Consider the following 25,762-nt stretch of genomic DNA (forward strand, 5'->3'; position numbering starts at 1 on the left):
GAACCGGGCCGCACCGTCGCTCCCGCGGCCTCCGCCCTAACCAAGGGTGTGAGCCGGACGAAGTTCCATGCCGGCCGGCGGCCACTGCACGGTTCTTGCTATTCCGATTGCTCCTTCCGGCCGCCTGAACTGTAGTAAGGCATGCAACCGGCGGCCGAGCGCACCGCCCCGTCCAAGACAATCGCAGAAGCCTTCGGAGCCTCCGTGTCGATCCAAGCCGCCCTGCACCACGTCACGCATTACCGCTACGACCGGCCGATCGCGCTGGGGCCGCAGACGATCCGGCTCCGCCCGGCGCCGCATGCGCGAACCCGTGTGCCGGCCTACGCGCTGAAGGTGACGCCGGAGAACCACTTCATCAACTGGCAGCAGGATCCGGCCGGCAACTGGCTCGCCCGGCTGGTCTTCCCGGAAAAGACCACGGAACTGCGCATCGAGGTCGATCTCACCGCCGACCTCGCGGTCATCAACCCGTTTGACTTCTTCGTCGAGCCCTACGCCGAGCGCCATCCCTTCGAGTACGAGGCGGATCTGAAGGTCGCGCTCGCGCCCTACCTCGTTCTCGACGACGCGCACGGGCCGGAGATCGACGCCTTCCTCACGCGCATTCCCGAGGAGACCCACACGGTCACCTTCCTCGTGGCGCTCAACGCGCTGCTGCGGGCGGAGGTGAATTACGGCGTGCGCATGGAACCCGGCGTGCAGACGCCGGCCGAGACGCTGAATCTTCAGAGCGGCTCGTGCCGCGATTCCGCGTGGCTGCTGGTGCAGGTGCTGCGCCGGCTGGGCTTCGCTGCCCGCTTCGTCTCGGGCTACCTGATCCAGCTCGTCCCCGACACCACCGCCGTGGACGGCCCGGCCGGCACCAAGACCGACTTCACCGACCTGCATGCCTGGGCCGAGGTCTACCTGCCCGGTGCCGGCTGGATCGGCTTCGACGCGACCTCGGGCCTGCTCACGGGCGAGGGGCACATCCCGCTCGTGGCCACCGCGCATTACAACGCCGCCGCACCGATCTCCGGGCTCGCCGAGCCGGCCAAGGTCGAGTTCGCCTACGAGATGACGGTCAGCCGCGTCGCCGAGGCGCCGCGCATCACCAAGCCGTTCTCGGACGAGGTCTGGACCTCGATGGACGCGCTCGGCGAGCGCATCGACGCGGATCTGGCCGAGCAGGACGTGCGCCTGACCATGGGCGGCGAGCCGACCTTCGTCTCGGTGGACGACTTCGAATCCCCCGAATGGAACGTCGCCGCCGTCGGGCCGACCAAGCGGGGCTTGGCCGACCAGCTGATCCGCCGCCTGCGGAACCGCTTCGCACCCGGCGGCATGCTCCATTACGGCCAGGGCAAGTGGTATCCCGGCGAGAGCCTGCCGCGCTGGGCCTTCGCCCTCTACTGGCGCAAGGACGGCGTGCCGATCTGGAAAAACGCCGAGCTGATCGCCGTCGAGGACGGCCCGAAGACCGCCGCCATCACGGATGCCGAGCGGCTGATCGGCACGCTCGCCGAGCGGCTCGAACTCGCCCGCTTCGTCTTCCCGGCCTACGAGGACGCCGTCCATTGGCGGACCCGCGAGAGCGAGCTGCCGGTCAACGTCACGACCGCGGAACCGCAAACCGGCAGCCTGGAGACCGATGCCCGGTTCAGGCGTGTGTTCGGGCGCGGCCTCGACGCGCCCGTCGGCTACGTGCTGCCGCTGGCCAGCCTCGCGGCGGGGGAGGGCCGTGCCTGGATCTCGGAGACCTGGAAGTTCCGCCGCGGCGGCGCCTACCTGAACCCCGGCGACTCGCCGCTGGGCTTCCGCCTGCCGCTCGGCTCGCTTCCCCACGTTCCGCCGGATTCCTACCCCTATTACCACCCGCAGGACCCGCTCGAGGCGCGCGGCGACCTGCCCGTCGAACCGGGTGGTCCCCGGGACGCCCCCCTGCCGAAGGGCGCGGACCGGGCCAACGGCGCCGGCATCGAGGGCGTGGCCGTGCGCACCGCTTTGTCGGTCGAGCCCCGCGACGGCGTGCTCTGCGTGTTCATGCCGCCCGTGGAGCGGGCCGACGACTACATCGACCTCGTCGGACATCTCGAACGCGCCGCCGAGACCATCGGCCAGCCGATCCACATCGAGGGCTACGAGCCGCCCTACGATCCGCGTCTCTCGGTCATCAAGGTCACGCCCGATCCCGGCGTGATCGAGGTCAACGTCCACCCCGCCGCCTCCTGGCGCGAGGCGGTCGACATCACCCGCGGGCTCTACGAGGAGGCCCGGCAGACGCGCCTGGGCGCCGAGAAGTTCATGATCGACGGGCGCCACACCGGCACCGGCGGAGGCAACCACGTCGTGCTCGGCGGCGCGACCCCGTCCGACTCGCCGTTCCTGCGCCGGCCGGACCTCTTGAAGAGCCTCGTGCTGTTCTGGCAGCGGCATCCGTGCCTGTCCTACCTGTTCGCCGGGCTCTATGTCGGCCCGACGAGCCAGGCGCCGCGCATGGACGAGGCGCGCCATGACGGGCTCTACGAATTGGAGATCGCGCTGGCGCAGGTGCCGGAGCCGGATGGGGCCAACATCCCGCACTGGCTGGTGGACCGGCTGTTCCGCAACATCCTCGCCGACGTCACCGGCAACACCCATCGCGCCGAGATCTGCATCGACAAGCTGTTCTCGCCGGACGGCGCCACGGGCCGGCTCGGCCTGCTCGAATTCCGCTCCTTCGAGATGCCGCCGGACGCGCGCATGAGCCTCGCGCAGCAGGTGCTGTTGCGGGCCATCGTGGCGTGGCTCTGGCGCGAGCCGCAGACCGGCGGCTGTGTCCGCTGGGGCACGGCCCTGCACGATCGCTTCATGCTGCCGCATTTCCTCTGGGCGGACTTCCTCTCCGTGCTGGAAGACCTGCGCGGCGGCGGCTACGACTTCGACCCTCAGGCCTTCGCAGCTCAACGCGAGTTCCGCTTCCCCGTCTTCGGCCGGGTGGAGCAGGGCGGCGTCGGCCTCGAACTGCGCCAAGCGCTGGAGCCGTGGCACGTGCTGGGCGAAGAGGGGGCCGCCGGGGGAACCGTGCGCTTCGTGGACGCATCCGTCGAACGACTCCAGGTGAAGGTCGAGGGCTTCGTCCCCGGCCGGCACGTCATCGCCTGCAATGGCCGGCGCCTGCCGATGACGCCGACCGGCGCCAGCGGCGAGGCGGTCGCGGGCCTGCGCTTCAAGGCGTGGCAGCCGGCCTCCTCGATGCACCCGACGATCCCGCCGCACGGGCCGCTGACCTTCGACATCTTCGATGCCTGGAGCGGCCGTTCGATCGGCGGCTGCCGGTACCATGTCAGCCATCCGGGCGGGCGCAACTACGACAGCTTCCCCATCAACGCCTACGAGGCGGAAGGCCGCCGCCTCGCCCGGTTCGAGGCCATGGGCCACACCCCCGGCCGCCTTGCGGTACCGGCCGAGGAGCGCACGGGCGATTTCCCCCTGACCCTCGACCTGCGCACACCCGCACCCCGATGAGCGCATCTGCCGCCCTCGCGGACGGGCCACCGCCCGACGCCTCCGCCTGGGCGGCCGACGACCCGGCTGCACGCATGCGCCGCTGGACGGAGGGCTACGTGCCCCGCCCCGGCCTCGCCGACGAGTTGGTCGATGCAGGGGGCAACCTGCGCGGCGGCTGGCCGCGCTTTCTGGAGCGCCTCGCCCGGCTCGACGACCGCGAGGTCGCCGCCCGCTTCCTCTCCGCCGAGCGGCATATCCGCGACGCGGGCATCTCCTACCGGGTCTACGGCGACGGGCGCGAGCACCCCTGGCCGCTGGGCTCGCTGCCGCTCGTCATCGATGCCGCCGACTGGGCGGAGCTGTCGGCCGGGATCGTCCAGCGCGCCGGTCTGATGGAGCGTATCGTCGCCGACATCTACGGCGCGGGCCGGCTCGTCGCGGAAGGGTTTCTGCCCGCGGGCGTGGTCGCGGGGCATCCCGAGTATCTCCGGCCCGTCCACGGCATCGCTCCGCCCGGCGGGCGCTGGCTGCCGATCTACGCCGCCGATGTCGGCCGCGGCCCCGACGGGCGCTGGCAGGTTCTGGCCGACCGCACCCAGGCACCCTCGGGCCTCGGCTACGCGCTGGAGAACCGGATGGTGCTCGCCCGCGCCTTCCCGGACCTGTTCGCCGACCTCCATGTCGAGCGCCTGCCCGGCTTCTTCCAGGCGTTCCGCGCCGGATTGGCCGCCGCCTGCGCCCGCAGCGACCCGCGCATCTGCCTTCTCACCTCGGGGCCCTACAGCAGCACCTATGTCGAGCAGGCCGCGCTCGCGCGCTATCTCGGCTTCCTGCTGGTGGAGGGCGACGACCTCGTGGTGCGCGACGGGCTCCTGCATGTCCGCACCATCGCCGGGCTGAAGCGCACCGATGCGGTCTGGCGCCGGATCGATGCCGACTATCTCGACCCGATGGAGCTGCGCTCGGATTCGCGCCTCGGCGTGCCCGGCATCCTCCAGGTGCTGCGCCGCGGTGGCGCCGTGGTCGGCAACATGCCGGGCTCCGGCGTGCTCGAATCGGCCGCGCTCGCGCCCTACCTGCCGGCCATCGCCCGGCGGCTCACCGGCGAGGAATTGCAGCTGACGGGGCCCCGCACGTGGTGGTGCGGCGATCCGGACGGCCTCGACCACGCGCTGGCCAACCTCGACCGCCTGACGCTCCGCCCCGCCGCCACCCCGGTGCGCGGCCCGGAGCGCGACGCGATGCTGGCCGGCCCCGCGCTCGACGCCGCCCGTGCCCGCGCCGTCGCGGCCCTCCGCGAGCGGCCGTTCGACTGGGTGGCGCAGGAACCCGCGCCGCTCTCGACCATGCCCGCGTGGCAGGACGGGCGGCTCGTCGCGCGCCCCTTCGTCATGCGCGTCTTCGCCGCCGCCACGCCCGACGGATGGCGCGTGCTGCCGAGCGCCTTCTGCCGCGTCGCCGAGCACGAGGGCGCCGACCCGAGCGAGATGCGCGCCGGCATCCGCTCCGCCGACGTCTGGGTTCTGTCCGACACGCCTGTCGATACGCCGACCCTGGTGCACACGAGCGCGCCCCGCATCCGCCGCATCGCCGGCCACCTGCCGTCGCGGGCGGCCGACAACCTGTTCTGGTTCGGGCGCTACCTCGAGCGGGCGGAAGCGGTGATCCGCCTCGTCCAGGCCCATCTCGGCGTGTTCAGCGAGGCGATCGCCGCCGACGCCTCGGGCGAAGAGGGTGCGCCGACGGCGCTCGCCATCCGCGCGCTGCTCAAGGATTGGGGCGCGGTGAGCGCGGTCGATCTCCCGCCCGCGGCCGTGGCCGGGGAGGCGCTCTCCGGCAAGACGCTTCCCGGCAAGACGCTCCACGGCTCGGGCCTCGCCCATGTGCTGGAGGCCCGGCGCATCGCCGCCTCCCTGCGCGAGCGGCTGCCGGCCGAATCCTGGCGGGCTCTGGCCGACCTGCGCGACACCCTGGCCTATACGGAAGCCTGGGCGCCGACCGAGGCGCAGCTCTTCGGCAAGGCCGAGCGGGCGCTCGGCCATCTCGCCGCGCTCACCGGCCTGATCCACGAAAATATGGGCCACGCCGCCGGCTGGCGCTTCGCCGATATGGGCCGGCGCATCGAGCGGGCGATCAACACCTGCGGCTTCGCGCTCCGCTTCTGCGGCGAGGAGGCCGGCGCCGAGGATCTCGGCGTGATGCTCTCGCTCGCCGATTCTCAGATCGCCTACGGTGCCCGCTACCTCGTCGGCGTGAGCCGCGATGCGGTGTGCGACATGGCGGTGCTCGACCCCCACAATCCCCGATCCGTCGCCTACCAGCTCCAGGCGATGGTGGCCCATCTCGAAGCCCTGCCGGCGCTCGCCGCCGACGGACTGCCCGAGCCGCACCGCCGCCGGGCGCTGGCGCTGGCCAGCACGCTCCAGACGGCGGAGGCCGCCGCGTTCGACGCCGAGGCCCTGGAGCGGTTCGAGACGGATCTGGAGGGCCTGGCCGACGGGATCGCCGGCCGCTACTTCCCCAACGGTCCCGATGCCCTGCGGCCCGAGAAGCTTACGGGTCTCGCTTGATCTACAGCCTGCGTCACCTGACGACCTACCGCTATGCCCGGGCGGTCCGCTTCGCGCGCTGCAACCTGCGCCTTCGCCCCCGCGACGGCGAGGGGCAGCGGGTGCTGGAGAGCGCGCTTCACGTCACGCCCACGCCGAGCAGCCGTCTCGAGCGGCGCGACTTCTTCGGCCTCGACACGCTGACCCTGACCCTCGACGAGCCCCACCGCGAATTCACCGTCGAGGCGGTCTCACGGGTCGCCGTGGAGCGGCCGGCCCCGCCGCCGCCCGAGTCGGGCGCGGCCTGGGAGGCCGTGCGCGCGGCCGCCTTGGCGCTGCCCTCGCTGGGGCCGGACGGGCCGGCGCATTTCCAGTTCCGCAGCCAGCGGGTGCCGCTCGAACCGGCGGTGACGGACTATGCCCGCGCCAGCTTCCCGCCGGGGCGCAGCGCCTATGGCGGTGCGGTCGAGCTGATGCAGCGCATCCGCGACGACTTTCGTTTCGACGCCAAGGCGACCACCGTCTCGACGCCGCTGGCGGAAGCCTTCGCCCTGAGGGCGGGCGTCTGCCAGGATTTCACCCACGTCATGATCGCCGGCCTGCGCGGGCTCGGCCTGCCGGCGGCCTATGTCAGCGGCTACCTGCGCACCCGGCCGCCGGCCGGGCGTCCGCGCCTGCGCGGGGCGGATGCCAGCCACGCCTGGGTCGCCCTCTGGTGCGGGCCCGAGACGGGCGCGGGGGAGGGTGGCTGGATCGGCCTCGACCCGACCAATGCCTGCGTCGTGCGCGACGACCACATCGTCGTGGCGCGCGGACGCGATTACGCCGACGTCGCCCCCATCGATGGCATGGTCGCCTCCGCCGGGGAGCAGAAGCTCACCGTCGAGGTCGACGTCATCCCCGAGGACGAGACGGCCTGAGGGCCGCGCGATCAGGCGGCGACCCTGGCGTCCCATCCCGCCATCGTCAGACGGGCGATCGCCTCCAGCTCGGCCCGGCTCGCGCCGTCGCGGGCCTGGAGCGACAGGCCACCCTGCACCGTCATGACGAAGCGGGCGAGGGCGGGGATATCGACCGGGGCACCGAATTCGCCCTCCGCTGCCGCACGGCTCAGCCGCGCCACGACGCGCTGGAATCCGAGGGCACGCGCCGCCCGCACGCTGGCGCCGAGATCCGCATGACCCTCGCCGCCGACGGCCGAGAGCATCACCATGCAGCCGCGCGGCCCCTCGGGCGCGCAGACCTGCGTCAGGGCGGCCGCGGTGTCCATCAGCAGGGCCTCGACGGCCCCGCGCGCGGTCGGGGCGGCAGCGAAGTTGTCCCAGACATGCGCCTCGTATCGCTCCCGGTAGTGGCGCAGGGCCTCCGTGTAGAGACCCTCCTTCGAGCCGAACGCCGCGTAGAGGCTCGGCGAGCCGATCCCCATCGCCGCAGTCAGCTCGGAGATGGCCGTGGCTGCAAAACCCTTGCGCCAGAACACGTGCATGGCCTGGGTCAGGGCCGCTTCACGGTCGAAGGCCCGCGGCCGGCCGCGACCGCGGCGCGGCGGCGCGTCACCAGGGGCAGGGACCGGTTCAGAATTCTGCATCGACCGTTCTATAATTCGCTTGACCCCGCCTCGCAACGCTCCTAGCCATTTATGTGTCATTCGACACAGAAAGATCAATTCATGAGCGAACTGGCAGGTCGACGCGCCCTGGTGACCGGCGCCTCCCGCGGGATCGGTGCCGCCATCGCGCTGGCGCTGGCGGAACGGGGCGCGGATGTCGCGATCACCTACGAGCGCTCGGCCGAGCGGGCTGCCGAGGTGGTCCGCGCGATCGAGGCGCGGGGCCGGCGCGGCGTCGCCATCCAGGCCGACAGCGCGGATGCCGCGGCCGTGAAGCGCTCGGTCGAGGCGGCCGCCGGGGAACTCGGCGGGCTCGACATTCTCGTGAACAATGCCGGCATCGCCCGCGGCGGTCCGCTGTCGGAGATGCCGCTCGCCGATATCGACGCGCTGCTGGCCGTGAACATTCGCTCCGTGGTGCTGGCCTCGCAGGCGGCGATCCCGCATCTCGGGGAGGGCGGACGGATCATCTCCATCGGCTCGTGCCTCGGCGAGCGTGTGCCGTTTCCCGGCGTGACGGTCTACTCGATGACGAAGTCCGCCCTGCTGTCGTTCACGCGTGGGCTCGCCCGCGAACTCGGGCCCCAGGGCATCACCGTGAACCTCGTGCAGCCCGGATCAACCGAGACCGACATGAACCCGTCCGACGGCGCGCAATCGGACCTTCAGCGCGCCATGACCGCGCTCGGCCATTACGGGCGGCCCGAGGACGTGGCCGCCGCGGTCGCCTTCCTGGCGAGCCCGGCTGCGCGGCAGATCACAGGCACCACCCTCACGGTCGATGGCGGCGCCAACGCCTGACCAACCCCGGCGGCCCGGACGCGCTCCGGGCCGCCGATCTCAGCCGGAGACGCCGGCCCGGTAGAGGCGCCCACGCTCGGTCCAGGCCACGGTGAGCAGGGCCAGCCCGCCGAGCAGGGCGTAGCCGTAGGCCACCGGCATCACGCTGCCGTCGAAGGCGTGCCCGATGACGAAGCCGCAGAAGGCGCCCAGGATCGTGGTGTAGAAGCCGAGGAACGACGAGGCCGTGCCGGCGATCGCCCCGAGCGGCTGCAGCGCCAGCGCGTTGAAGTTCGGCAGGGCGAAGCTGATCAGGAACTGGTTGAGCGCCAGCACCGACAGGAACAGCACCAGCGGCGGATGCCCCTGATAGTGCAGGCCGATGCCAACCTGCACGAGGCCGACCGCGGTGAAGGCGGTGACGCCCGCGTGGGAGAGCGTGCGCATCCCAAGCCGGCGCACGAGGCGGGAATTGATCAGCGTCGCCGCGCCCATGGCCCCGGCCACCACGCCGAAGGCGACGGGGAACAGGCCGCCGAGATGATAGAGCCCGGTGTCGAACACCTGCTGGGCCGAGCCGACATAGCCCATGATGCAGCCCGTCAGCAGGCCGAGCGCCGTGGCGTAGCCGACCGCCGCGCGGGTGCGCAGCACCGTGGCGAGCGCCTGCCCCGTCGCCCGCAACGAGAGCGGGCGGCGGTACTCGGGATGCAGCGTCTCGGGCATGCGCAGGGCGAACCACAGGGTGAGGATGCCGCCCAGCGCCAGCATCGACACGAACACCCAGATCCACGAGCCGAGCAGCAGCATGGTCGCGCCGATCGCCGGCCCGAGCATCGGCACGATCAGGAACACCATCATGATGAGCGACATCACGCTCGCCATCTCGCGGCCGGAGAAGCGGTCGCGCACGATCGCGGTGGCGAGCACCCGGCCGCCCGCCGCGCCCATGCCCTGGATGATGCGGGAGGCGAGCAGCCATTCGAAGCTCGGCGCCAGCATCGAGAGGATGCAGCCCGCGGTGTAGATGCCGAGGCTGATCAGCAGCGTCGGCCGCCGCCCGAGCGCGTCCGAGACCGGCCCGTAGACAATCTGCGCTACCCCGAAGCCGATCATGTAGACATAGACGAGGAGCTGCAGGCTGTTGGGGTCGGCGACCCCGAACCGCTCCTGGATCATCGGGAAGGCCGGCAGCAGGTTGTCGATCGACATGGCGGTGACCGCCATCATCAGCGCGACGATGCCGACGAACTCGGCAAAGCCCGGCCCCACCCAAGGGGATGGACTCGAAGGGGATGGGTTCGAAGGGGACGGACTCGCCGGCATGCCCGCGGGCACGCTCCGGGCCGCCCCCGGCGAACCGCCCGGCGAGGCCTCGGAGACCGGGCTTCCGAGGGTGGGCCGAGGGGAGGATATCACGGTCGAGGATGCTCTCAGGGGCAGCACCCGGCTTGGGACCGGGCGCAGGGGATCAAAGGGTCGGCGTGTCCTAACGCGGGGGAAGCCGGCGCTATCCCTCTCCCGAACGGGGAGGACGACGGGGAGGAGGGTTGTCTGCGACGCGGCGCCTATTTCGGCTTCCCGTCGCCTTCGGCCATCGCCGCGCTGAGCCGGGCGTAGTTCTGGGTCACGAGGGCGATGTTGGCCGGCGACGGCTTTTCGGGCTCGCCCGCCGCGAGCGCCGCCTTGATCTCCTTGACCGCTTCGGCCTTCTCCTTGGCCGGCATCGCCTTGTCGGCCTGGAGAGCCGCCAGTTGCTTCTTCAGCAACGGCGTTGCGCCGACATAGCTCTTCGTCTCGGGATCGATGCCGCCGAGCACCGCATCGACGGTGTCGCTGGCATCCTGAAACTCTTCGAGGCTCGCAAAACCGTTCCGCTTCACGATCGCCTCGGCCTGGGCCTGAGCCTGCGCCTCGGCCTTCGGATCGGGCTTGTCGGGCGCGGCGCCGGGGAGCGCCGCGAGTTCGGGCTGGGCGACGAGGAGGCCGTCGATCTGTCCTTGCGTCAGCGCGATCTCCTTGCCCGGCTCCGGCGCAGGGGCTTGGGCAGGGGCTTGGGCAGGGTCTTGGGCGGGCGTCGTGCTCTGCGGGGCGGCGGACGGCTTCGCCTGGGCGAGCGCGATGCCCGGAACCAGGGAGGCCCCTGCGAGGAGAGCGGAGAAAGAAGCGGCGAACAGGCTGCGCGATAGGGTCGTCATGATCGTCTGCCTCTGGTGTCTTGTCGGCGGCGCCGAGGAAAACCCCGCAAGCGCTGCAGCTTTCGCCCGCGCCGGGGGCTTGTCGCAGCGGGTCGCGGCGAAAGCGTGATGGCATCCGGGGGGCGGCTCGCTCCGTGCGCGACCGCATTCGCCACGCCGCAGCCGCAAAGCCGGCCTCTGCTTCGCTGCCAAGTTTCCTGCCAAGTTCGCAGTCAAGTTCGCAGTCAAGCCACTGACCATAAGGAGAACAGGAGCCCGTGAACCGTGCCACCGTGAGCCGTGCCCCTTCGCGCCCGCTGCCCGTTCGCGCAGCCTGGCTCGCCGTCGCGATCGCGCTGGCGACCCTGAGCCCAGCGCGTGCGCAAGACGATGACACGGCGCGGGCGCGGGGCCTCGTCGCCCCTTACGTCGAGGCGGGCCTGTTCGCGGGCGTCATCCTCGTGGCCCGGGACGGGCGGCCGGTCTTCCGCCAGGCCTACGGCCTCGCCGACCGCGAGTGGGAGATTCCCAACACACCGCAGACCCATTTCCGCATCGGCTCGCTGACCAAGGCCTTCACCGCCGCCGCCGTGCTGAAGCTCGCCGAGGCCGGCCGGCTCGGGCTCGACGAGTCCGTCCGGCGCTGGGTTCCGTCCGTGCCGGAGGCCTGGGCGGGGGTGAGCCTGCGCCATCTGCTCCAGCACCGCTCCGGCATCATCAATTTCACGGCGCTTCCGAACTATTACGACCAGATCGCGCGGGTCGATCACACGCCCGCGCAGATCGTGGCGCTGACGGCGGGCGACCCGCTGCTGTTCCCGCCGGGGACACGCTTCGAGTACAGCAACACCAATTACGTGCTGCTCGGGATGGTGATCGAGGCCGCCTCGGGCCTCTCCTACGAGGGGTACCTGCGCGAAAACATCCTCGCGCCGCTGGGGCTGAAGCAGACCGGCTACGACGACCTCACCGTGATCCTGCCGCGGCGGGCCGCCGGCTACCGGCGGGGGCGGGCGCAGTGGCGCAACGCCGTGCCGATGGCGGCGAGTTCGGCCTTTGCCGCGGGTGCGCTCTATTCCACGGTCGACGACCTGCTCGCCTGGGACGAGGCGCTCGCCGGCCCGCGCCTGCTCTCCGAGGCCTCGCGCGCGGCGATGTTCGAGGATCGCGGCACCGGCTACGGCCTCGGCTGGTTCGTCTCCCGCGCGTTCGGGAAACCCGGCGACAGGACGAGCGGCCACCGCGTCCTCGGCCATGCCGGCGCGATCCCCGGCTTTCTCTCGATCAACGACGTCTATCCCGACGACCGGCTCACGGTGATCGTACTCTCGAACACCGAGACCGCGCCGGCGCAGAAGATCGCCCGCGACCTCGCGGCCCTCCATCTCGGCCATTACGCGGCGCCCGAAGAGATCGTGCTGGAGGACGTGATCCTCGACCGCTACCCCGGCACCTACCGCCTCGGCCCTCGCGCCTTCCTCACCGTCGCCCGCGAGGGCCGGGGACTGACGGCGCGGGCGGAAGGGCCGGGGATGCGGGAGCCCGCCTTCCCCTTCGTGCCCGAGAGCGACCGCACCTTCGTCAGCCCGGTCGCCGACATGCGCCTGACCTTCGAGACGGAGCCCGACGGCACGCCCACCGGGGCGATCCTGCGTCGCGACGGCCGCGACCGGACCGGGCCGCGCGTGACCGCGGAGGAGGCGCGGGCCGCGCTCGCCGAGCCGCCGCAGGAGCACCGCGAAGTCGCCATCGACCGCTCCGGTCTGGCGGCGCTCGCCGGCCGCTACGCCCTGGGGCCGGGCTCCGAGATCGCGGTGACCGTCGAGGACGGGCGGATCTTCGCGCAAACCACTCGGCAGCCGCGCAACGAACTCGTCCCCGAGGGCGAGCGCGCCTTCTTCCTGCGCGCGGTCGATGCGCAGATCCGCTTCACCGCCGACGAGACCGGCCGCGTCGCCGGCCTGATCCTGCAGCAGAACGGCCTCGAGACCGACGCGCCCCGGCTGCCCGACGAGGGCGCCACGCCCCCGCTTCTTGGACAAAGGGCGGGGTCGCCAGGGGACCCGAAAAGGTCTAACTGATGGTGCCGCAGCCGCCCCCGCGGCAGGCAACAACAATTGCGAAGACAGTCAAGTCGGCGGCCGCCAGAAGCCGCGTTGGACAAAAGTCCATCTTGATCGGACGAGGCGACTGCTCTTGTCTCCCGCCAAGACGCGGCAAGACCGGCGGCAAGAGCGGTCAACGAATAAGCGCAATGGAGGAATCGCGATGAACAAGCCCGAATTCCTGGCGGATGCCAAGACGAAATCGCCGTTCTCGGCGCGCTACGACAACTTCATCGGCGGTCAGTGGGTCGCGCCGGTCAGCGGCCGCTATTTCGAGAACACCTCCCCCATCACCGGCAAGGTGATCTGCGAGGTCGCCCGCTCCGAGGCGCAGGACATCGACAAGGCGCTGGACGCCGCGCACGCCGCCAAGGATGCCTGGGGCCGCACCGCGCCGGCCGAGCGCGCCCGCATCCTCAACAAGATCGCCGACCGGATGGAGGACAACCTCGATCTGATCGCGCTGGCCGAGACCTGGGACAACGGCAAGCCGATCCGCGAGACGACCGCCGCCGACATCCCGCTCGCCATCGACCACTGGCGCTACTTCGCCAGCTGCGTCCGCGCCCAGGAAGGCGCGATCTCCGAGATCGACCACGACACGGTGGCCTACCACTTCCACGAGCCGCTCGGCGTCGTCGGCCAGATCATCCCGTGGAACTTCCCGATCCTGATGGCCGTGTGGAAGCTCGCCCCCGCGCTCGCGGCCGGCAACTGCGTGGTGCTCAAGCCCGCCGAACAGACCCCCGCCTCGATCCTCGTGGTGATGGAGCTGATCGGCGACCTGCTGCCGCCGGGCGTGATCAACGTCGTCAACGGCTTCGGCCTGGAGGCCGGCAAGCCGCTCGCCTCGAGCCCGCGCATCGCCAAGATCGCCTTCACCGGTGAGACGACCACCGGCCGCCTCATCATGCAGTACGCCTCGCAGAACCTGATCCCGGTGACCCTGGAGCTGGGCGGCAAGTCGCCGAACATCTTCTTCGGGGATGTCGCCAACGAGGACGACGACTTCTTCGACAAGGCGCTCGAAGGCTTCACCATGTTCGCCCTCAACCAGGGCGAAGTCTGCACCTGCCCGAGCCGCGCGCTCGTGCACGAGTCGATCTACGACCGCTTCATCGAGCGCGCGATCAAGCGCGTCGAGGCGATCACGCAGGGCTCGCCGCTCGATCCGGCGACGATGATCGGTGCGCAGGCCTCCTCGGAGCAGCTCGAGAAGATCCTCAGCTACGTCGATATCGGCCGCCAGGAAGGCGCCGAGTGCCTCACCGGCGGCGCCCGCGGCACCCGCGAGGGCGATCTGGCCGACGGCTTCTACATGCAGCCGACGGTGTTCAAGGGCCACAACAAGATGCGGATCTTCCAGGAGGAGATCTTCGGGCCCGTCCTCTCGGTGACGACCTTCAAGGACGACGCGGAGGCGCTCTCCATCGCCAACGACACGCTCTACGGCCTCGGCGCCGGCGTGTGGACCCGCGACGGAACCCGCGCCTACCGCTTCGGCCGCGCCATCCAGGCCGGCCGCGTCTGGACGAACTGCTACCACGCCTACCCGGCGCATGCGGCCTTCGGCGGCTACAAGCAGTCCGGCATCGGCCGCGAGACCCACAAGATGATGCTCGACCACTACCAGCAGACCAAGAACATGCTCGTCAGCTACTCCTCGAAGAAGCTCGGGTTCTTCTGAGCTTTTATTCCGGAAAAAGTTCGAGACCGACTTCAGCCCCGGCCGCAAGGCCGGGGCTTTTTGATGTGCGAGGACGGCGTGCGGGCTCAAAGATGAAGCCGCGGGGATGCGGTACACGCGCATGGGACCGGTGGGCTGGGTCGGGCAGATCGATCACGTCCGCGTCTATCTGAGCGACGCGGACGGCGAGATCGGCCGCGCCCAGGCGGCGCTGGCGGCAGGGGTGACCGCTTCGCTCGCGCGCCTTCGCGACGCGGCCTCGTCCCATCTCGACCTCTTCGTGGACAGAGCGAAGGCCTGCGGCAGCGCGCAGGAGCCCTGGTGGCTGGACGACGTCGAATTCCGCGATCACGCCGGGCAAGAGGCCGAGGAAGAGACGGTCTGCTATGCGCTCCCCTTCAGCCTGCACGGCGACGAGGGCGGCCTGTGGACGGTCGGCATGCGGGCATCCGCGGACGGACATCGCCCGTTCCGGTTCGAGCGACGGCAGGGCTGAGGCTGCGGGCGAGGCTTCGCTTGGCCTCGAATGAGAGCCCCCGGGAGTTCGAGACCGAGTTCGGCCCTGTTGCGAGGTCAGCCAAGGGAAACCTCAGCCTCATATTCAACCGCCGGTTCGACGGAGAATATTCTGCAATTCGAAATATAGGGCCACCGAACTTCTCGGACACGCTCATTATATTTCGCTGAATGACACGGATTGAGCACCGGACGCCACGTTCGACTTTACGTCCTATTATCGAACAAGGGGTAGGCACGAGCGGAAATCGGCATGGGGTGAAAGATGAAAATCAGCATCAAAGCGACACTCATCAGCATGCTTGCCATCCTGACGATCGTATCCGCCATTCAGGGAATCGTTTCGATCAAAGCCCTTCAAACGAATGGCGAGAGCACGAACGTCATCATCACCAACGCAATTCCGTCCCTCAATCAGGCGGGCCGCATCAACAGGCTCATTCTGCAAGTCAGAACCACGCAGCTGCGGTTCCTGACAGCGCCTAATGATAAAATCAGGAAAGAAGACCTCGCATTGGCGGATGAGCTGATGGAGGCGCGCGACGCAGAGATCGCCAAGTACAAGGCTCTCGTCGCCAGCAGCTCCGAACAGGCCGCCTACGACGATCTCATCCAGAAGGTCAGCGTGCTGAAGCAGGATTGGTCCAACCTGCTGCGGCTCGCCGAAACAAGCGCCGATCAGGCGCTGGTGTTGTTCCGCACGGAGAATCACACCCGCTATCGTGCCGCCGCCGCCGCCGCGACCCGGCTCGTCGATCTGAACTTCGAGGCGAGCAAGGCCGCCGGAGCGGCCGCGCAGATCCAACAGTCTCAGGCGATCGATACGGCCGTCACGATGCTGGTCGTGGGCCTCGTCGTCACGATCCTGGCCACGGCGTTCTCCATCTTCGGCGTGGCCCGGCCGATCGAGCAGATGACGGGCGCGATGCGTGACATCGCGAGCGGCGATACCGCCCGGGAGGTGCCGTCCAAGGGCCGCCGGAACGAGATCGGCGAGATGGCATCCGCCGTCGAGGTGTTCCGCACGAACCTGATCCATACGCGCCAGCTGGAGGAGGATACCGCTCTCGCCCGCGCCTCGGCCGAGGAGCAGCGCAGGGCCGGCATGCGACAGATGGCCGATCATTTCGAGACGATGGTGAGCGGGATCATCGGCATGGTGACCGCGTCCGCCAGCCAGTTGCAGGCGACGGCCCAGAGCATGTCGGGAACGGCCACCGAGACGGCGTCGCAATCCCTGACCGTGGCGTCCGCGGCCGAGGAGGCGGCGGCGAACGTGCAGACCGTGGCCGCCGCGGCCGAGGAGCTGGGCGCATCGGTTCAGGAGATCGGCCGCCAGGTGGCGAGTTCGGCGGACTTGGCCGAGAGCGCGGTCGGCGAGGCCGACCATACGGCGGTGCTGGTGCAGAACCTGTCGAGCGCCGCGGCCCAGATCAACAACGTCGTTTCGATGATCTCGACGATCGCCGGTCAGACAAACCTGCTGGCACTGAACGCGACGATCGAAGCCGCCCGTGCCGGCGAAGCCGGCCGCGGCTTCGCCGTCGTCGCGTCCGAGGTGAAGGAGCTCGCCACCCAGACGTCGCGCGCCACCGATGAGATCGCCGCCCAGATCGGCACGATCCAAGGGGCGACCGGGCAGGCGGTGGCGGCCATCGGCAGCATCGCCAGCCGCATCAGGGAGATCAACGGCGTGGCGTCGAGCATCGCCGCCGCGGTGGAGGAGCAGGGGGCGGCGACGCAGGAGATCGTGCGCAACGTCGCCCAGGCCGCGATCGGCACCGGCGAGGTGACGACGAACATCAGCAGCGTGGCCGGCGCGGCCGAGGAGACGGGCGCTGCCGCGAGCCAGGTCCTGAGCGCCGCCGCGGAGCTGTCACGCCAGTCCGAGACCCTGTCGACGGAGGTTCAGCGCTTCCTCGCCACGGTGCGAGCCGCCTGATCGAAGCACCAAGCCGCACCACCATATCCCGAGCGGCACCCGAGGCCCCCGTCGCGCAAGCGCGATGGGGGCTTCCGCAAGCGGCACGCGGTCTTGCGAACGCGCCAGGATCAAGGCCCACGCGCCCGGATCTCGCGGGCCTCGCCCCTCTCCACCAGCAGCTCGGCCGGTGTCGGGTGGCTCAGGAATCCCGTCGGGCTCGCGGTGAGCCCGTAGGCCCCCGATTGCAGCACCGCGACGAGGTCGCCCTCGGCCAGCGGCGGCAAGGGGGCTGCCCGGGCCAGCATGTCGAGGGGCGTGCAGAGCGGGCCGACGACCGCGGTCGCCGCGGGCGCACCGCCCGCATCGGTCACGGCCGCGAGGGGAAAGTCGCGCTTGACGATCTGGCCGAGATTGCCGCTCGCGGCGAGATGGTGGTGCATGCCGCCGTCGGTGATGACGAAGCGGCTGCCGCGCGACGCCTTCACCGCCAGCACCCGCGCCACGTAGACGCCCGCCGGCCCGGTGAGATAGCGGCCGGGCTCCAGCACCACGCGGGCGCTCGCCAGCAGCGGCTCGGCCCGCAGGGTGGCGATCAGGCCGGGCAGCCCGGCCCGGATCGCGCCGAGATCGAGGGCGGTGTCGCCGGAGAAGTACGGGATGCCGAGGCCGCCGCCGAGATCGATTGTCTCCAGCGGCCGCCCGATTCTGTTCGCGATCCGCGCCGCAAGTCCGAGCCCGTAGGTCCACTGGCCGAGGAGGGTATCGGCCTTCAGCCCTTGCGTGCCCGCGAACAGGTGGAGCCCGACGAGGCGCAGGTGCGGGGCGGCCTCCACCGTGTCGATGGCGGCCTCGATGTCTTCCTCGTCGAAGCCGAACGGCGAGGGCTTGCCGCCCATCCGCATCGCCCCGCCTTGCGCCGTCGCGCCGGGATTGATCCGCAGCGCCACCCGCGCGCGCGCGCCGTGACGCTCGGCCGCCGCCGCGACGCGAACAATCTCCTCGCGGTTTTCGAGATGGATCTCGCCGATGCCGCCGCCGATCACCCGGTCGAGGTCGGCCGCGCCCTTGCCTGGGCCGGCGAAGAGGATCTTTTCCGGAGGAACACCCGCTCTGATCGCGGCGTCGAACTCGGCGCCGGAAGCGATCTCGGCCCCCGCGCCCTCCTCGGAGAAGACGCGGATCACCGCCGGGTTGGGGTTCGCCTTGACTGAAAAATCCACCTCCGCGAAGCCCGCGAGTGCCGCGCACAGCGCCCGGTAGGTCCGGCGCATCGTGTCGGCGTCGTAGACGAAGAGCGGCGTGCCGAAATCCTTTGCGAGGTCGGTCAGCGGCAGGCCGCCGACCCGCAGCACGCCGCTCGCATCGCGCGAGAAGTTCTCGGCGATCAGCGCAGCGGCGAGGTCGGGAGAGACAGCCTGGGTCATGACGACCTCATGAGGGAGACTTGCCCCATCCTCAACCTTATCCTGCGGTGGCGACGCGCAGCGGCGCCCTCGAAGGGTGCTCCAGGGATCGCGCGCGAACGGGATGATCCGTCGAGGCCGCTGCGCGGCACCTCAGGATGAGGGCAGCGGATGGGAGACCATCGGCGCGCGCATCGGTCCTGGAGCATCGTCGGTCCTAGAGCAGCGTCCTGGACATTGGATCCAGGACGCTCCTCTAACTTGTTGTTTTCGCATCATATTTTTTCCGAAAGCCGGAGACCACCTTTCGGGATGATGCTCTAGATTTCCACCGCCGCGCGCTCGGCGGTGAGGCGCTTGTAATCGACCTTGCCATTGGGCGTGACGGGAAGCGCGGCGACCGCCTCGATGGTGCGGGGCACGAGATGGGGCGCCAGCGCCGTGCGGAGGCGTTGCAGCACGTCCGCCGTGCCCGGCGCGCCCTCCGCAGGGACGGTCACGGCATGGATGCGCTGGCCGAGGCTCGGATCGGGCAGGCCGATCACGGCGGCGGCGCGGAAGGCGCCCGTTTCCATCAAAGCCGCCTCGACCTCGGTCGGGCTCACGCGAAACCCTTGCGTCTTGATCATCGTGTCCTCGCGGCCGATGAACCGGAAGAAGCCGTCTTCATCCTCCACCACGAGGTCGCCGGAGCGGCAGACGAGGCCCGGCGCGGAACCGGGCGGTGGGAACGGGTCGGGCACCAGCACGCGGGCGGTGTCCGCGGGCCGCTTCCAGTAGCCCATCGAGACGGTGGGGCCTCGGTGATGCAGGATGCCGGGCTCGCCGGGCCGAGCCCGGCGCCCTTCGAGGGTGACGGCGAAGATGTCGGTCTCGGGGATGGCGCGGCCGATCGAGTCCGGCCGCCGGTCGATCTCCCCCGGCGGCAGGTAGGTCGAGCGGAAGGCTTCCGTCAGGCCGTACATCAGCACGACGGCCGTGTGCGGCAGCCGCGCGCGCAGGCGCTCGATCGTCGGCAGCGCGAGGCTGCCGCCGGAATTGGTGATCGCCCGCAGGGCCGAAAGGTCCGCCTTGGCCAGATGCGGCGCGGCCCGTGTCAGCAGCGTCCACAGCGTCGGCACGCCCGCCAGCACGGTGATGCGGTGCGCCTCCAGCGCCCGCACCACGTCGTCGCCGAGCCGGGGCGTCAGCAGCACGATGCGCGCGCCCTGCTCCACGCTCGTGAGGAGCTGGTTGAGGCCGTAATCGAACGAGAACGGCAGCACCGAGAGGAGGCGGTCTGCGGGGTTGATGCCGAGATAGGTCCGCACGATGCGGGTGCCGGCGATCAGGTTGGCGTGAGAGAGCATCACGCCCTTGGGCAGGCCGGTCGAGCCCGAGGTATAGAGGATCGCCGCCAGCCCCTCCGGCGCCGGCTCGCCGGGGACGAGGGCCGCGCCGTCATCCCCCGTCTCTCCATCGAGGATGCGCAGCTCCGCGAGGTCGTCGAGTGCCCCCTCGAGCCCGGCGGCGTGGGCGGCATCGGTCAGCAACACGCGCGCGCCGCTATCGGCGACGATGTGGCGGACCTGACGCGGGCGCAAGGACGGGTGGATCGGCACGAACACGCCGCCGGCCGCGCTCACGGAAAAAATCGCGACGCATTCGCGAATCGATTTCGGCAGCAGGATCGCGACGCGGTCGCCCGGCCGCAGGCCGAGACGCGCCAAGCGCCCCGCCAAAGCGGCGACGCGGGCCCGGAAACCGCCATAGGTGAGAGTCTCGCCCCCCTCGACGATCGCGGGGGAATCGTCCGCGCCGGCTCCGTCGAGCAGGTGGTGCAGCAGCGTCGGGGGCATGGGACGGGTCAGGCGCGGATCAGACGTCGGAACGCCGGTCGTCGATGAAATGAGCCAGCGTATCGACGCTGGCGAAATTCGCGAGGTCGAAGCAGTCCTCGTCGACCTCGACGCCGAAGCGGTCGCCGAGATGCATCATCAGGTCGAGGATGCCGATCGAATCGAGCGCGTCGCTGGTCACGAGGGACGTCTCCCCGGTGACGGCGCCGGGGGGAAGGCCCGGGTTGCGGGCCGCGATGAAGGCGAAGATCGCCTCGCGCACATCGGCCATCGACTGAACCACGGCTGGAATGCCCCTCGATCCGTCCTGTGCTGGTCTCGGGTTGCGGACTTAAGCCCAACGCAAGGGCAAGTCCATGGTGGGCGCATGGTTCATGAACGATCCCCAGACATCCGTCGCTTCGCCCTGTCTCCTTAACCGGCGATTCACGCTGCCCCCCGAGGCTTCCCGGCATTCCTTCCTGCCTGGAGTCTTCGGCCCGTGTTCGGTTCAGCCCAGAACGGCGTCCTTCTCGCCGCCCGTCTCCTCATGGCCTCGGCCCTGCTGCCGACCGGCGTGGCGCGGGCGCTCAACGTCTCCGGCTTCGCGGTGACATTGGCCGGGGCCGGCTGTCCCGCCCCCAACGCCATCGCGACGGCGGCGGTGATCGTGCAGGTGTTCGGACCGCTGGCGGTCATCCTCGGTGTGATGCCGCGGCTCACCGGGCTGGCCATGGCTGGTTTCGTGGCCGGCATGGCCGCCCTGCTGCACCCGTTCTGGCTCCATGTCGGGGCCGCCGCGGTGACCGAGCGCAGCTTCCTCCTCGCCGATCTCGGGCTGGCCGGCGCCTTCCTGATGTACGCGATGACCGGTCCCGGCGCCTGGAGCTGGCGCGGCATCTTCGGGTCCGGTGAAGCCTCGGCGCCCGCACGAGCCCCCGCCAAGGCGGCGGCCAAGGCGCCCGCGCGGCCTAAGTCCGGCGGCGTCAAGCGGGCGGGCGGCCGGGCTCCGGCGCGGGCTGCGGCGTGACCGGGACGATGCTTTGGGGCGAACCATCGGCAGGTCTCGGCACGGCCTCGGCGACCCGTCGCTGGCCGGACACCTCCGCGCCCGCATCCGGCGCCAGCCGCCGGAACACGAAGAACGAGCCCACCGAGACCGCGGCCACCGCGAGGAAGGCGAGGGAGAAATCTCCCGCCTCGATCCCGGCATGGCCGTGCCAGGCGGCGGCGCCCTCCAGCGCCAGGGCGCCGATGGAGACGCCGAGGCTGAGGGACAATTGCTGTGCGACGCTGGCCAGACTCGTGGCCGCGCTCATCTCCCGCGATTCGAGATCCGCATAGGCGATGGCGTTGACGCAGGTGAATTGCAGCGAGCGCACGCAGCCCCCGAGCAACAGCACGCCGACGATGATCCAGTGCGGGGTCTGCGCCGTGAACAGTCCGTTGGCGGAAAGAAAGGCGGACGCGACCAGCGCGTTCGTCACCATCACCCGTCGAAATCCGTAGGCGCGCAGGATGCGCGGGCCGACGATCTTGATGAGCAGGGCGCCCGCGGCCGCGGCGAAGGTGATGAGCCCGGACCGCAGCGGATCGAGCCCGAACCCGATCTGGAGCATCAGCGGCAGCAGGAAGGGGATGGCTCCGGTGCCGATGCGGAACAGGCTCCCCCCCGTCACCGCCGCGCGGAAGGTGTCGTGCCTGAGCAGGTCGAGGCGGATGAGCGGATGCTCGGTGCGCTTGGCGTGGCGCAGGTAGAGCCCGACGAGCACGATCCCGCCGGCCATGCAGGCCCAGGACACGCCGTCCGGCAGGAGGTGGCGCCCGGTCGCGGCAAAGCCGAGCATCAGAAGGGCGAGCCCGCCGCCCGAGAGCAGGAATCCCGTCACGTCGAGCGGTGGGCGCGTTTCCTCGCGGATGTCGCCGAAATACAGGGTCGCGAGGACGATGCCGGCGAGCCCGATCGGGATGTTGATGAAGAAGATCCAGCGCCAGTCGGCATAGGTGGTGATGAAGCCGCCCAGTGGCGGCCCGAGGATCGGGCCGATCAGCGCCGGGATGGTGAGGTAGGCGAGCGCCCCGACGAGTTCGGATTTCGGCACCGAGCGCAGGATCACGAGGCGGCCCACCGGCACCATCATCGCCCCGCCGACCCCCTGAACGAAGCGGGCGGCGACGAAGCCGGTGAGCGAGTTCGCGGCGGCGCAGGCAAGCGAGCCCGCCATGAACACGCACAGGGCGGCGCGGAAGACGTTGCGGGCGCCGTAGCGGTCGGCGGCCCAGCCCGAGACCGGGATGAAGATCGCGAGGCTCACGAGATAGGCGGTGAGCGCGAGCTTGAGGGCGATCGGATCGACACCGAGGCTCGCCGCGATCGCGGGCAGGGCCGTGGCGATCACCGTCGAGTCGGTGTTCTCCATGAACAAAGCGGTGGCGACGACGAGAGGGACGATCTGGGCGGGGCGCATCGGCAGGGAGAAGTGCGCGACGCGCCGAAGGTTGCGCAAGGGGTGCGCGCGAGGCGCGGCGACGTTGCACGAAGGCGACTCCGGAACCCGACGTTGCGTAGGGGCGGGATGAAACAACGTGGCTGAACGGTCACAGGCCCGCGGGATACGCGTGCCGTCCCCCGTCCAATCCTTCCGGGACCGCCGGCTTAAGGCTAGGCTTCCGCCCGAAAAGCGATGCTGTCCCGCCGGTCACGGCAGGATACGCGTCCCCGAGCGCCCCCTGGCGCCGGCCTCCATCCCGCGAAAGAGCCTAATGCCCCTGCGGTCGAACCTTCGTCCCGGCGTTTCCCGTCTCGCACTCGCCGCCGCCCTTCTCGCCGGGTTGGCCGGCTGCGGCGACGTGGTGCTCACCGACGGCGGCGCCCTCTCGCGCCGCGACCAGTTCGTGGCCAGCGACGCCGTCGCCTCCGAGTCCAAGCTGTTCATCGATCCGACCCTGCCGCAGACGGTGCGCACCGTGCGCATCGTCCCGACCGTGTTTTCCGAGGCGGTCTCCGGCCCCGGCCTTTCGCCGGTGGAACGGCGCCTGATCGCCAACGCCGCCGACCGGGCGCTCTGCTACGACCTCTCGCTGCGCTACGACGTGGTGTCGTCGGGCCGCGCCGACCTCACCGTCCGCTCGGCGATCACGCGGGTCGATCTCACCAACATTCCGGCCTCCGGCGCGACCGTCGCCGCCACGACGGCGATCTCGGTGGCCGGCCAAGTCGGCATCGGCTTCGCCAACACCCTGGGCCGGGTGCCGGTGCCGCGGCTGCCGATCGGGCTCGGCAGCCTGACCATCGAATCCGAGGCGGTCGACGCCCGCAACCGCCAGCGCGCGGCGATGATCTGGGCGGGTGCGGCCAACTCCTTCACCAACCAAGCCCGCTTCTCGGCCGCCAGCGACGCCTACGATCTGGCCGGCGAGTTCGGCCAGGATTTCGGCTCCTACCTCGCCACCGGCAAGGATCCGTTCAAGGGAGAGCTGCAGCTCCCGACCTACGACCGCATCCGCATCACCACGCTGGGCGAGGCCCCCCTCGACCCGGATTGCGAGGCCTTCGGCCGGGCGCCCGGCTTCGACGGCATCCTCGCCGACATGATCGGCCTGCCGCCGGAATGGACCGACAAGGGGCCGGGCGTCTCCGCCGCGCGCTGAGCCCCTGTCCGATCGCCTCGTTCAACATGGATTCCCTCGCCCCGCTTGCGGGGAGAGGGGGGACACTCGGCGCTTCGAAGCGGTTTCAAGCCGCCTCGAACAGCGGCACCCGGCGCATCTCCGGCACCAGTACCACGCCCTTGTCGGTGATACGGATCTGCGGGATCACCGCGAGCGGGATCAGGTTGAAGCCCATATAGGGGATGCTGCAGCCGGCCCGCTCCCAGGCGCGCTTGAGCGCCTTCACCTCCTCCGCCACCGCGCCCACGCGCTTGTCGGAGAGGAGGCCCGCCACCGGCAGCGCCACCATCGCGACGACCTGCCCCTCCTCGACGACGCAGACGCCGCCTTGATGGGCGGCGATGGCGTCGAGGGCCACCCGCATGTCGGCTTCGTTCAGCCCCGCGACGATGAGGTTGTGCGAATCGTGGCCGACGCTGCTCGCCACCGCGCCGCGCTTCAAGCCGAAGGCCGAGAGCAGCCCGTGGGCGACGCCACCGGAACGGCCGTGCCGTTCGACCACCGCGACGTGGCAGAGATCGTGCGCGGCGAGCGTCGCCGCCCAATCCGCGCCGGGGGTGAGCGCGACGCGCTCATGCGTCAGCTCGATGCCCGGCAGCGTGGTGCGGATCGCGTTGACCGTGCAGGGCCCGGCGGGCAGCGCCGGGATCAGGGCGGGAACGGGATCGGGCAGGCGGACCGTGGCGTAGGCAGGGGCCGGGTAGCGGTAGGGCCGGGCCAGCGCCTCTTCGAGACGCGGCGTCGGCCGGCGGTCCTCCACCACCTGTTGCCCGCCATACCATGTCGCCTGCGGCTTGAGATCGTCGTTCAGGAGCACGAGATCGGCCCGGCGTCCACCGCCGAGGCCGCCGACCTCACCGTCGAGGCCGTAGCGGGTAGCCCCATGCAAGGAGCCCATGGCCCAGGCCGCGGGTTTCGGGATGCCGCGCGCCACCGCCTCGCGCACCACCCAGTCGAGGCCGAACGCCAGCAGGTCGTCGGCGTCGCGGTCGTCGGTGCAGGCGCAGACCCGCTTCCAGGCGGCGCCGTACTCGGTCACGGTGCCGATGGCCTTGGGCAGCGAGTGCCAGGGCGTGGTCGGCGGCCCCCCGCGCAGAAAGATCCAGAGACCGGCTTCCAGAAGATCGTCGGCGATGTCGGCATCCACGGCCTCGTGGGTGTCGGTGACGCCGCTCGCGGCGTAGGCCGCCACGAAGTCGCGGCCGTAGACATGGCCGGAAACCGGGCGGCCCCGCTCCAGCGCGGCGCGGATGATGGCGTGCGCCCGCTCGTCCCCGCTGGCCACCGCGACGAAATCCATCTTCTCGCCGAGCCCGATCGCCTCGGGCCAGGCATCGAACAGGGCACCGATCTTCTCCGCCGTCAGGTCGCCGCCCGCGGTCTCGAGATCCGGCGTGGTGGCGGGCACCGTGCTCGGCACGGTCAGGAAGATGTTGAGGGGCGCCGCGCGGGCATCCTCCAGCATCCATTCCACGCCGTTCACGTCGAGCACGTTGCCGATCTCGTGGCTGTCGCAGACGATCGTGGTGGTGCCGTTGATCAGCGCGGCCTCGGCGTAGGCACAGGCCGTCACCATACTGCTCTCGATGTGCAGATGCGGATCGACCAGCCCCGGCGCGATCAGGCCGCCGCGCGCATCGTAGCGCGGGGCGGCGCCGCGATGGTGGCCCGCCGGCTTCACCGCGGCGATGCGCCCGCCCGCGATCCAGATCTCGCGGTCGGGCAGGATGCGCTCGGAATAGGTCGAGAGCACCCGCGCACCCGTGATCACCAGATCGGGCTCGGCGCGGCCTGCGGCGACATCGGCGAGGTGCCGCGTCATCCGGGCCAGCGGCGCGACGGAAAAGCGGGTGAGGGGTTGGGCGGTCATCGGGGCCTTCCTTGCGCGACTCTCGGGCAGGACGCGCAGGCATCGTGCCACGAAATGGAAGGCCGGACACAGCCGCCGGTGACAGGTCATTCCAAATCCGGTCGATCCCTTCGGGATGGCGGATTTGGTCGACGCTCAGGCGCCGCGCGGGCTGAGCGATACGCGCCCCGCTTCGATCAAGC

Annotated in this window: 18 protein-coding genes; 10 read left to right on the forward strand and 8 right to left on the reverse strand. The window is 70.6% G+C overall.

Annotated elements, in window-relative coordinates; all coding sequences use genetic code 11:
* The first annotated feature begins 141 nt into the window (after nucleotides 1-141).
* Genes Y590_RS16215 through Y590_RS16225 form a run of 3 tightly spaced genes read left to right on the forward strand, consistent with a single transcriptional unit; the run spans nucleotide 142 to nucleotide 6,940 of the window.
* Nucleotides 142-3,489, forward strand: coding sequence for a transglutaminase family protein (locus Y590_RS16215; protein WP_083530880.1), 3,348 nt, complete (start codon nucleotides 142-144; stop codon nucleotides 3,487-3,489).
* Nucleotides 3,486-6,041, forward strand: coding sequence for a circularly permuted type 2 ATP-grasp protein (locus Y590_RS16220; protein ID WP_060770756.1), 2,556 nt, complete (start codon nucleotides 3,486-3,488; stop codon nucleotides 6,039-6,041). Before Y590_RS16215 ends, Y590_RS16220 begins: the two co-directional genes overlap by 4 nt.
* Complete coding sequence (locus Y590_RS16225) at nucleotides 6,038-6,940, forward strand: transglutaminase family protein (protein ID WP_060770757.1); 903 nt, start codon at nucleotides 6,038-6,040, stop codon at nucleotides 6,938-6,940. Before Y590_RS16220 ends, Y590_RS16225 begins: the two co-directional genes overlap by 4 nt.
* Nucleotides 6,941-6,951: 11 nt before the next feature.
* Here the strand turns inward: Y590_RS16225 and Y590_RS16230 are convergent, their stop codons facing one another.
* Nucleotides 6,952-7,608, reverse strand: a complete 657-nt coding sequence (locus Y590_RS16230) for a TetR/AcrR family transcriptional regulator (protein WP_201026743.1) — start codon at nucleotides 7,606-7,608, stop codon at nucleotides 6,952-6,954.
* 81 nt (nucleotides 7,609-7,689) lie between these two features.
* Here Y590_RS16230 and Y590_RS16235 point away from each other — a divergent pair, with 81 nt between their 5' ends.
* Nucleotides 7,690-8,430: an SDR family oxidoreductase gene (locus tag Y590_RS16235; RefSeq protein WP_060770759.1), complete on the forward strand. Its 741-nt coding sequence runs from the start codon at nucleotides 7,690-7,692 to the stop codon at nucleotides 8,428-8,430.
* Nucleotides 8,431-8,469: 39 nt separating this feature from the next.
* On the opposite strand, the gene Y590_RS16240 is transcribed toward Y590_RS16235, so the two are convergent.
* Both Y590_RS16240 and Y590_RS16245 read right to left on the reverse strand, forming a co-directional pair.
* On the reverse strand, nucleotides 8,470-9,636 hold the full coding sequence (locus Y590_RS16240) for a multidrug effflux MFS transporter (protein ID WP_060772327.1): 1,167 nt from the start codon (nucleotides 9,634-9,636) through the stop codon (nucleotides 8,470-8,472).
* Nucleotides 9,637-9,977: 341 nt separating this feature from the next.
* On the reverse strand, nucleotides 9,978-10,607 hold the full coding sequence (locus tag Y590_RS16245) for a hypothetical protein (RefSeq protein ID WP_060770760.1): 630 nt from the start codon (nucleotides 10,605-10,607) through the stop codon (nucleotides 9,978-9,980).
* A gap of 257 nt (nucleotides 10,608-10,864) precedes the next feature.
* Here Y590_RS16245 and Y590_RS16250 point away from each other — a divergent pair, with 257 nt between their 5' ends.
* The 4 genes from Y590_RS16250 to Y590_RS16265 all read left to right on the forward strand — a co-directional run bounded on the left by Y590_RS16250 (nucleotide 10,865) and on the right by Y590_RS16265 (nucleotide 16,836).
* Complete coding sequence (locus Y590_RS16250) at nucleotides 10,865-12,667, forward strand: serine hydrolase (RefSeq protein ID WP_060770761.1); 1,803 nt, start codon at nucleotides 10,865-10,867, stop codon at nucleotides 12,665-12,667.
* Between the two features lie 187 nt (nucleotides 12,668-12,854).
* The gene (gene adh, locus Y590_RS16255; protein WP_060770762.1) at nucleotides 12,855-14,378 is read left to right on the forward strand and encodes an aldehyde dehydrogenase; all 1,524 of its coding nucleotides are present in this window, start codon (nucleotides 12,855-12,857) and stop codon (nucleotides 14,376-14,378) included.
* A 106-nt stretch (nucleotides 14,379-14,484) separates the two neighbouring features.
* Nucleotides 14,485-14,874, forward strand: coding sequence for a hypothetical protein (locus Y590_RS16260; RefSeq protein WP_060770763.1), 390 nt, complete (start codon nucleotides 14,485-14,487; stop codon nucleotides 14,872-14,874).
* 285 nt (nucleotides 14,875-15,159) lie between these two features.
* Nucleotides 15,160-16,836 (forward strand): methyl-accepting chemotaxis protein, encoded by a 1,677-nt coding sequence (locus Y590_RS16265; RefSeq protein WP_060770764.1) that lies wholly within the window; start codon nucleotides 15,160-15,162, stop codon nucleotides 16,834-16,836.
* A gap of 110 nt (nucleotides 16,837-16,946) precedes the next feature.
* Here Y590_RS16265 and Y590_RS16270 read toward each other — a convergent pair whose 3' ends face one another.
* The 3 genes from Y590_RS16270 to Y590_RS16280 all read right to left on the reverse strand — a co-directional run bounded on the left by Y590_RS16270 (nucleotide 16,947) and on the right by Y590_RS16280 (nucleotide 20,330).
* Complete coding sequence (locus Y590_RS16270; protein ID WP_060770765.1) at nucleotides 16,947-18,242, reverse strand: type III PLP-dependent enzyme; 1,296 nt, start codon at nucleotides 18,240-18,242, stop codon at nucleotides 16,947-16,949.
* A 299-nt stretch (nucleotides 18,243-18,541) separates the two neighbouring features.
* Nucleotides 18,542-20,059, reverse strand: a complete 1,518-nt coding sequence (locus Y590_RS16275) for an AMP-binding protein (RefSeq protein WP_060770766.1) — start codon at nucleotides 20,057-20,059, stop codon at nucleotides 18,542-18,544.
* A 19-nt stretch (nucleotides 20,060-20,078) separates the two neighbouring features.
* Nucleotides 20,079-20,330: an acyl carrier protein gene (locus tag Y590_RS16280; protein WP_060770767.1), complete on the reverse strand. Its 252-nt coding sequence runs from the start codon at nucleotides 20,328-20,330 to the stop codon at nucleotides 20,079-20,081.
* A 210-nt stretch (nucleotides 20,331-20,540) separates the two neighbouring features.
* On the opposite strand from Y590_RS16280, the gene Y590_RS16285 reads away from it, so the two are divergent.
* Entirely contained in the window at nucleotides 20,541-21,068 is a 528-nt protein-coding gene (locus tag Y590_RS16285; RefSeq protein WP_060770768.1) for a DoxX family protein, read from the forward strand.
* Here the strand turns inward: Y590_RS16285 and Y590_RS16290 are convergent.
* Nucleotides 21,025-22,506 (reverse strand): MFS transporter, encoded by a 1,482-nt coding sequence (locus Y590_RS16290; RefSeq protein WP_060772328.1) that lies wholly within the window; start codon nucleotides 22,504-22,506, stop codon nucleotides 21,025-21,027. The two genes, Y590_RS16285 and Y590_RS16290, sit on opposite strands and share 44 nt — an antisense overlap.
* A 295-nt stretch (nucleotides 22,507-22,801) precedes the next feature.
* On the opposite strand from Y590_RS16290, the gene Y590_RS16295 reads away from it, so the two are divergent.
* Nucleotides 22,802-23,689 (forward strand): DUF3313 domain-containing protein, encoded by an 888-nt coding sequence (locus Y590_RS16295; RefSeq protein WP_060770769.1) that lies wholly within the window; start codon nucleotides 22,802-22,804, stop codon nucleotides 23,687-23,689.
* An 85-nt stretch (nucleotides 23,690-23,774) separates the two neighbouring features.
* On the opposite strand, the gene Y590_RS16300 is transcribed toward Y590_RS16295, so the two are convergent.
* Nucleotides 23,775-25,580, reverse strand: a complete 1,806-nt coding sequence (locus Y590_RS16300; RefSeq protein WP_060770770.1) for an adenine deaminase — start codon at nucleotides 25,578-25,580, stop codon at nucleotides 23,775-23,777.
* Between the last annotated feature and the right edge of the window lie 182 nt (nucleotides 25,581-25,762).

The sequence above is a fragment of the Methylobacterium sp. AMS5 genome, assembly GCF_001542815.1.
In the GTDB taxonomy this organism is placed as follows: domain Bacteria; phylum Pseudomonadota; class Alphaproteobacteria; order Rhizobiales; family Beijerinckiaceae; genus Methylobacterium.

Excerpts from the sequence above, each read along its gene's own strand:
- Y590_RS16300 (WP_060770770.1), bottom strand. The coding sequence starts at position 25,580 with ATGACCGCCCAACCCCTCACCCGCTTTTCCGTCGCGCCGCTGGCCCGG.
- Y590_RS16220 (WP_060770756.1), top strand. The coding sequence starts at position 3,486 with ATGAGCGCATCTGCCGCCCTCGCGGACGGGCCACCGCCCGACGCCTCC.
- Y590_RS16235 (WP_060770759.1), top strand. The coding sequence starts at position 7,690 with ATGAGCGAACTGGCAGGTCGACGCGCCCTGGTGACCGGCGCCTCCCGC.
- Y590_RS16245 (WP_060770760.1), bottom strand. The coding sequence starts at position 10,607 with ATGACGACCCTATCGCGCAGCCTGTTCGCCGCTTCTTTCTCCGCTCTC.
- Y590_RS16230 (WP_201026743.1), bottom strand. The coding sequence starts at position 7,608 with ATGCAGAATTCTGAACCGGTCCCTGCCCCTGGTGACGCGCCGCCGCGC.
- Y590_RS16240 (WP_060772327.1), bottom strand. The coding sequence starts at position 9,636 with ATGGCGGTCACCGCCATGTCGATCGACAACCTGCTGCCGGCCTTCCCG.
- adh (WP_060770762.1), top strand. The coding sequence starts at position 12,855 with ATGAACAAGCCCGAATTCCTGGCGGATGCCAAGACGAAATCGCCGTTC.
- Y590_RS16275 (WP_060770766.1), bottom strand. The coding sequence starts at position 20,059 with ATGCCCCCGACGCTGCTGCACCACCTGCTCGACGGAGCCGGCGCGGAC.
- Y590_RS16215 (WP_083530880.1), top strand. The coding sequence starts at position 142 with ATGCAACCGGCGGCCGAGCGCACCGCCCCGTCCAAGACAATCGCAGAA.
- Y590_RS16295 (WP_060770769.1), top strand. The coding sequence starts at position 22,802 with ATGCCCCTGCGGTCGAACCTTCGTCCCGGCGTTTCCCGTCTCGCACTC.
- Y590_RS16260 (WP_060770763.1), top strand. The coding sequence starts at position 14,485 with ATGCGGTACACGCGCATGGGACCGGTGGGCTGGGTCGGGCAGATCGAT.
- Y590_RS16280 (WP_060770767.1), bottom strand. The coding sequence starts at position 20,330 with ATGGCCGATGTGCGCGAGGCGATCTTCGCCTTCATCGCGGCCCGCAAC.
- Y590_RS16265 (WP_060770764.1), top strand. The coding sequence starts at position 15,160 with ATGAAAATCAGCATCAAAGCGACACTCATCAGCATGCTTGCCATCCTG.
- Y590_RS16290 (WP_060772328.1), bottom strand. The coding sequence starts at position 22,506 with ATGCGCCCCGCCCAGATCGTCCCTCTCGTCGTCGCCACCGCTTTGTTC.
- Y590_RS16270 (WP_060770765.1), bottom strand. The coding sequence starts at position 18,242 with ATGACCCAGGCTGTCTCTCCCGACCTCGCCGCTGCGCTGATCGCCGAG.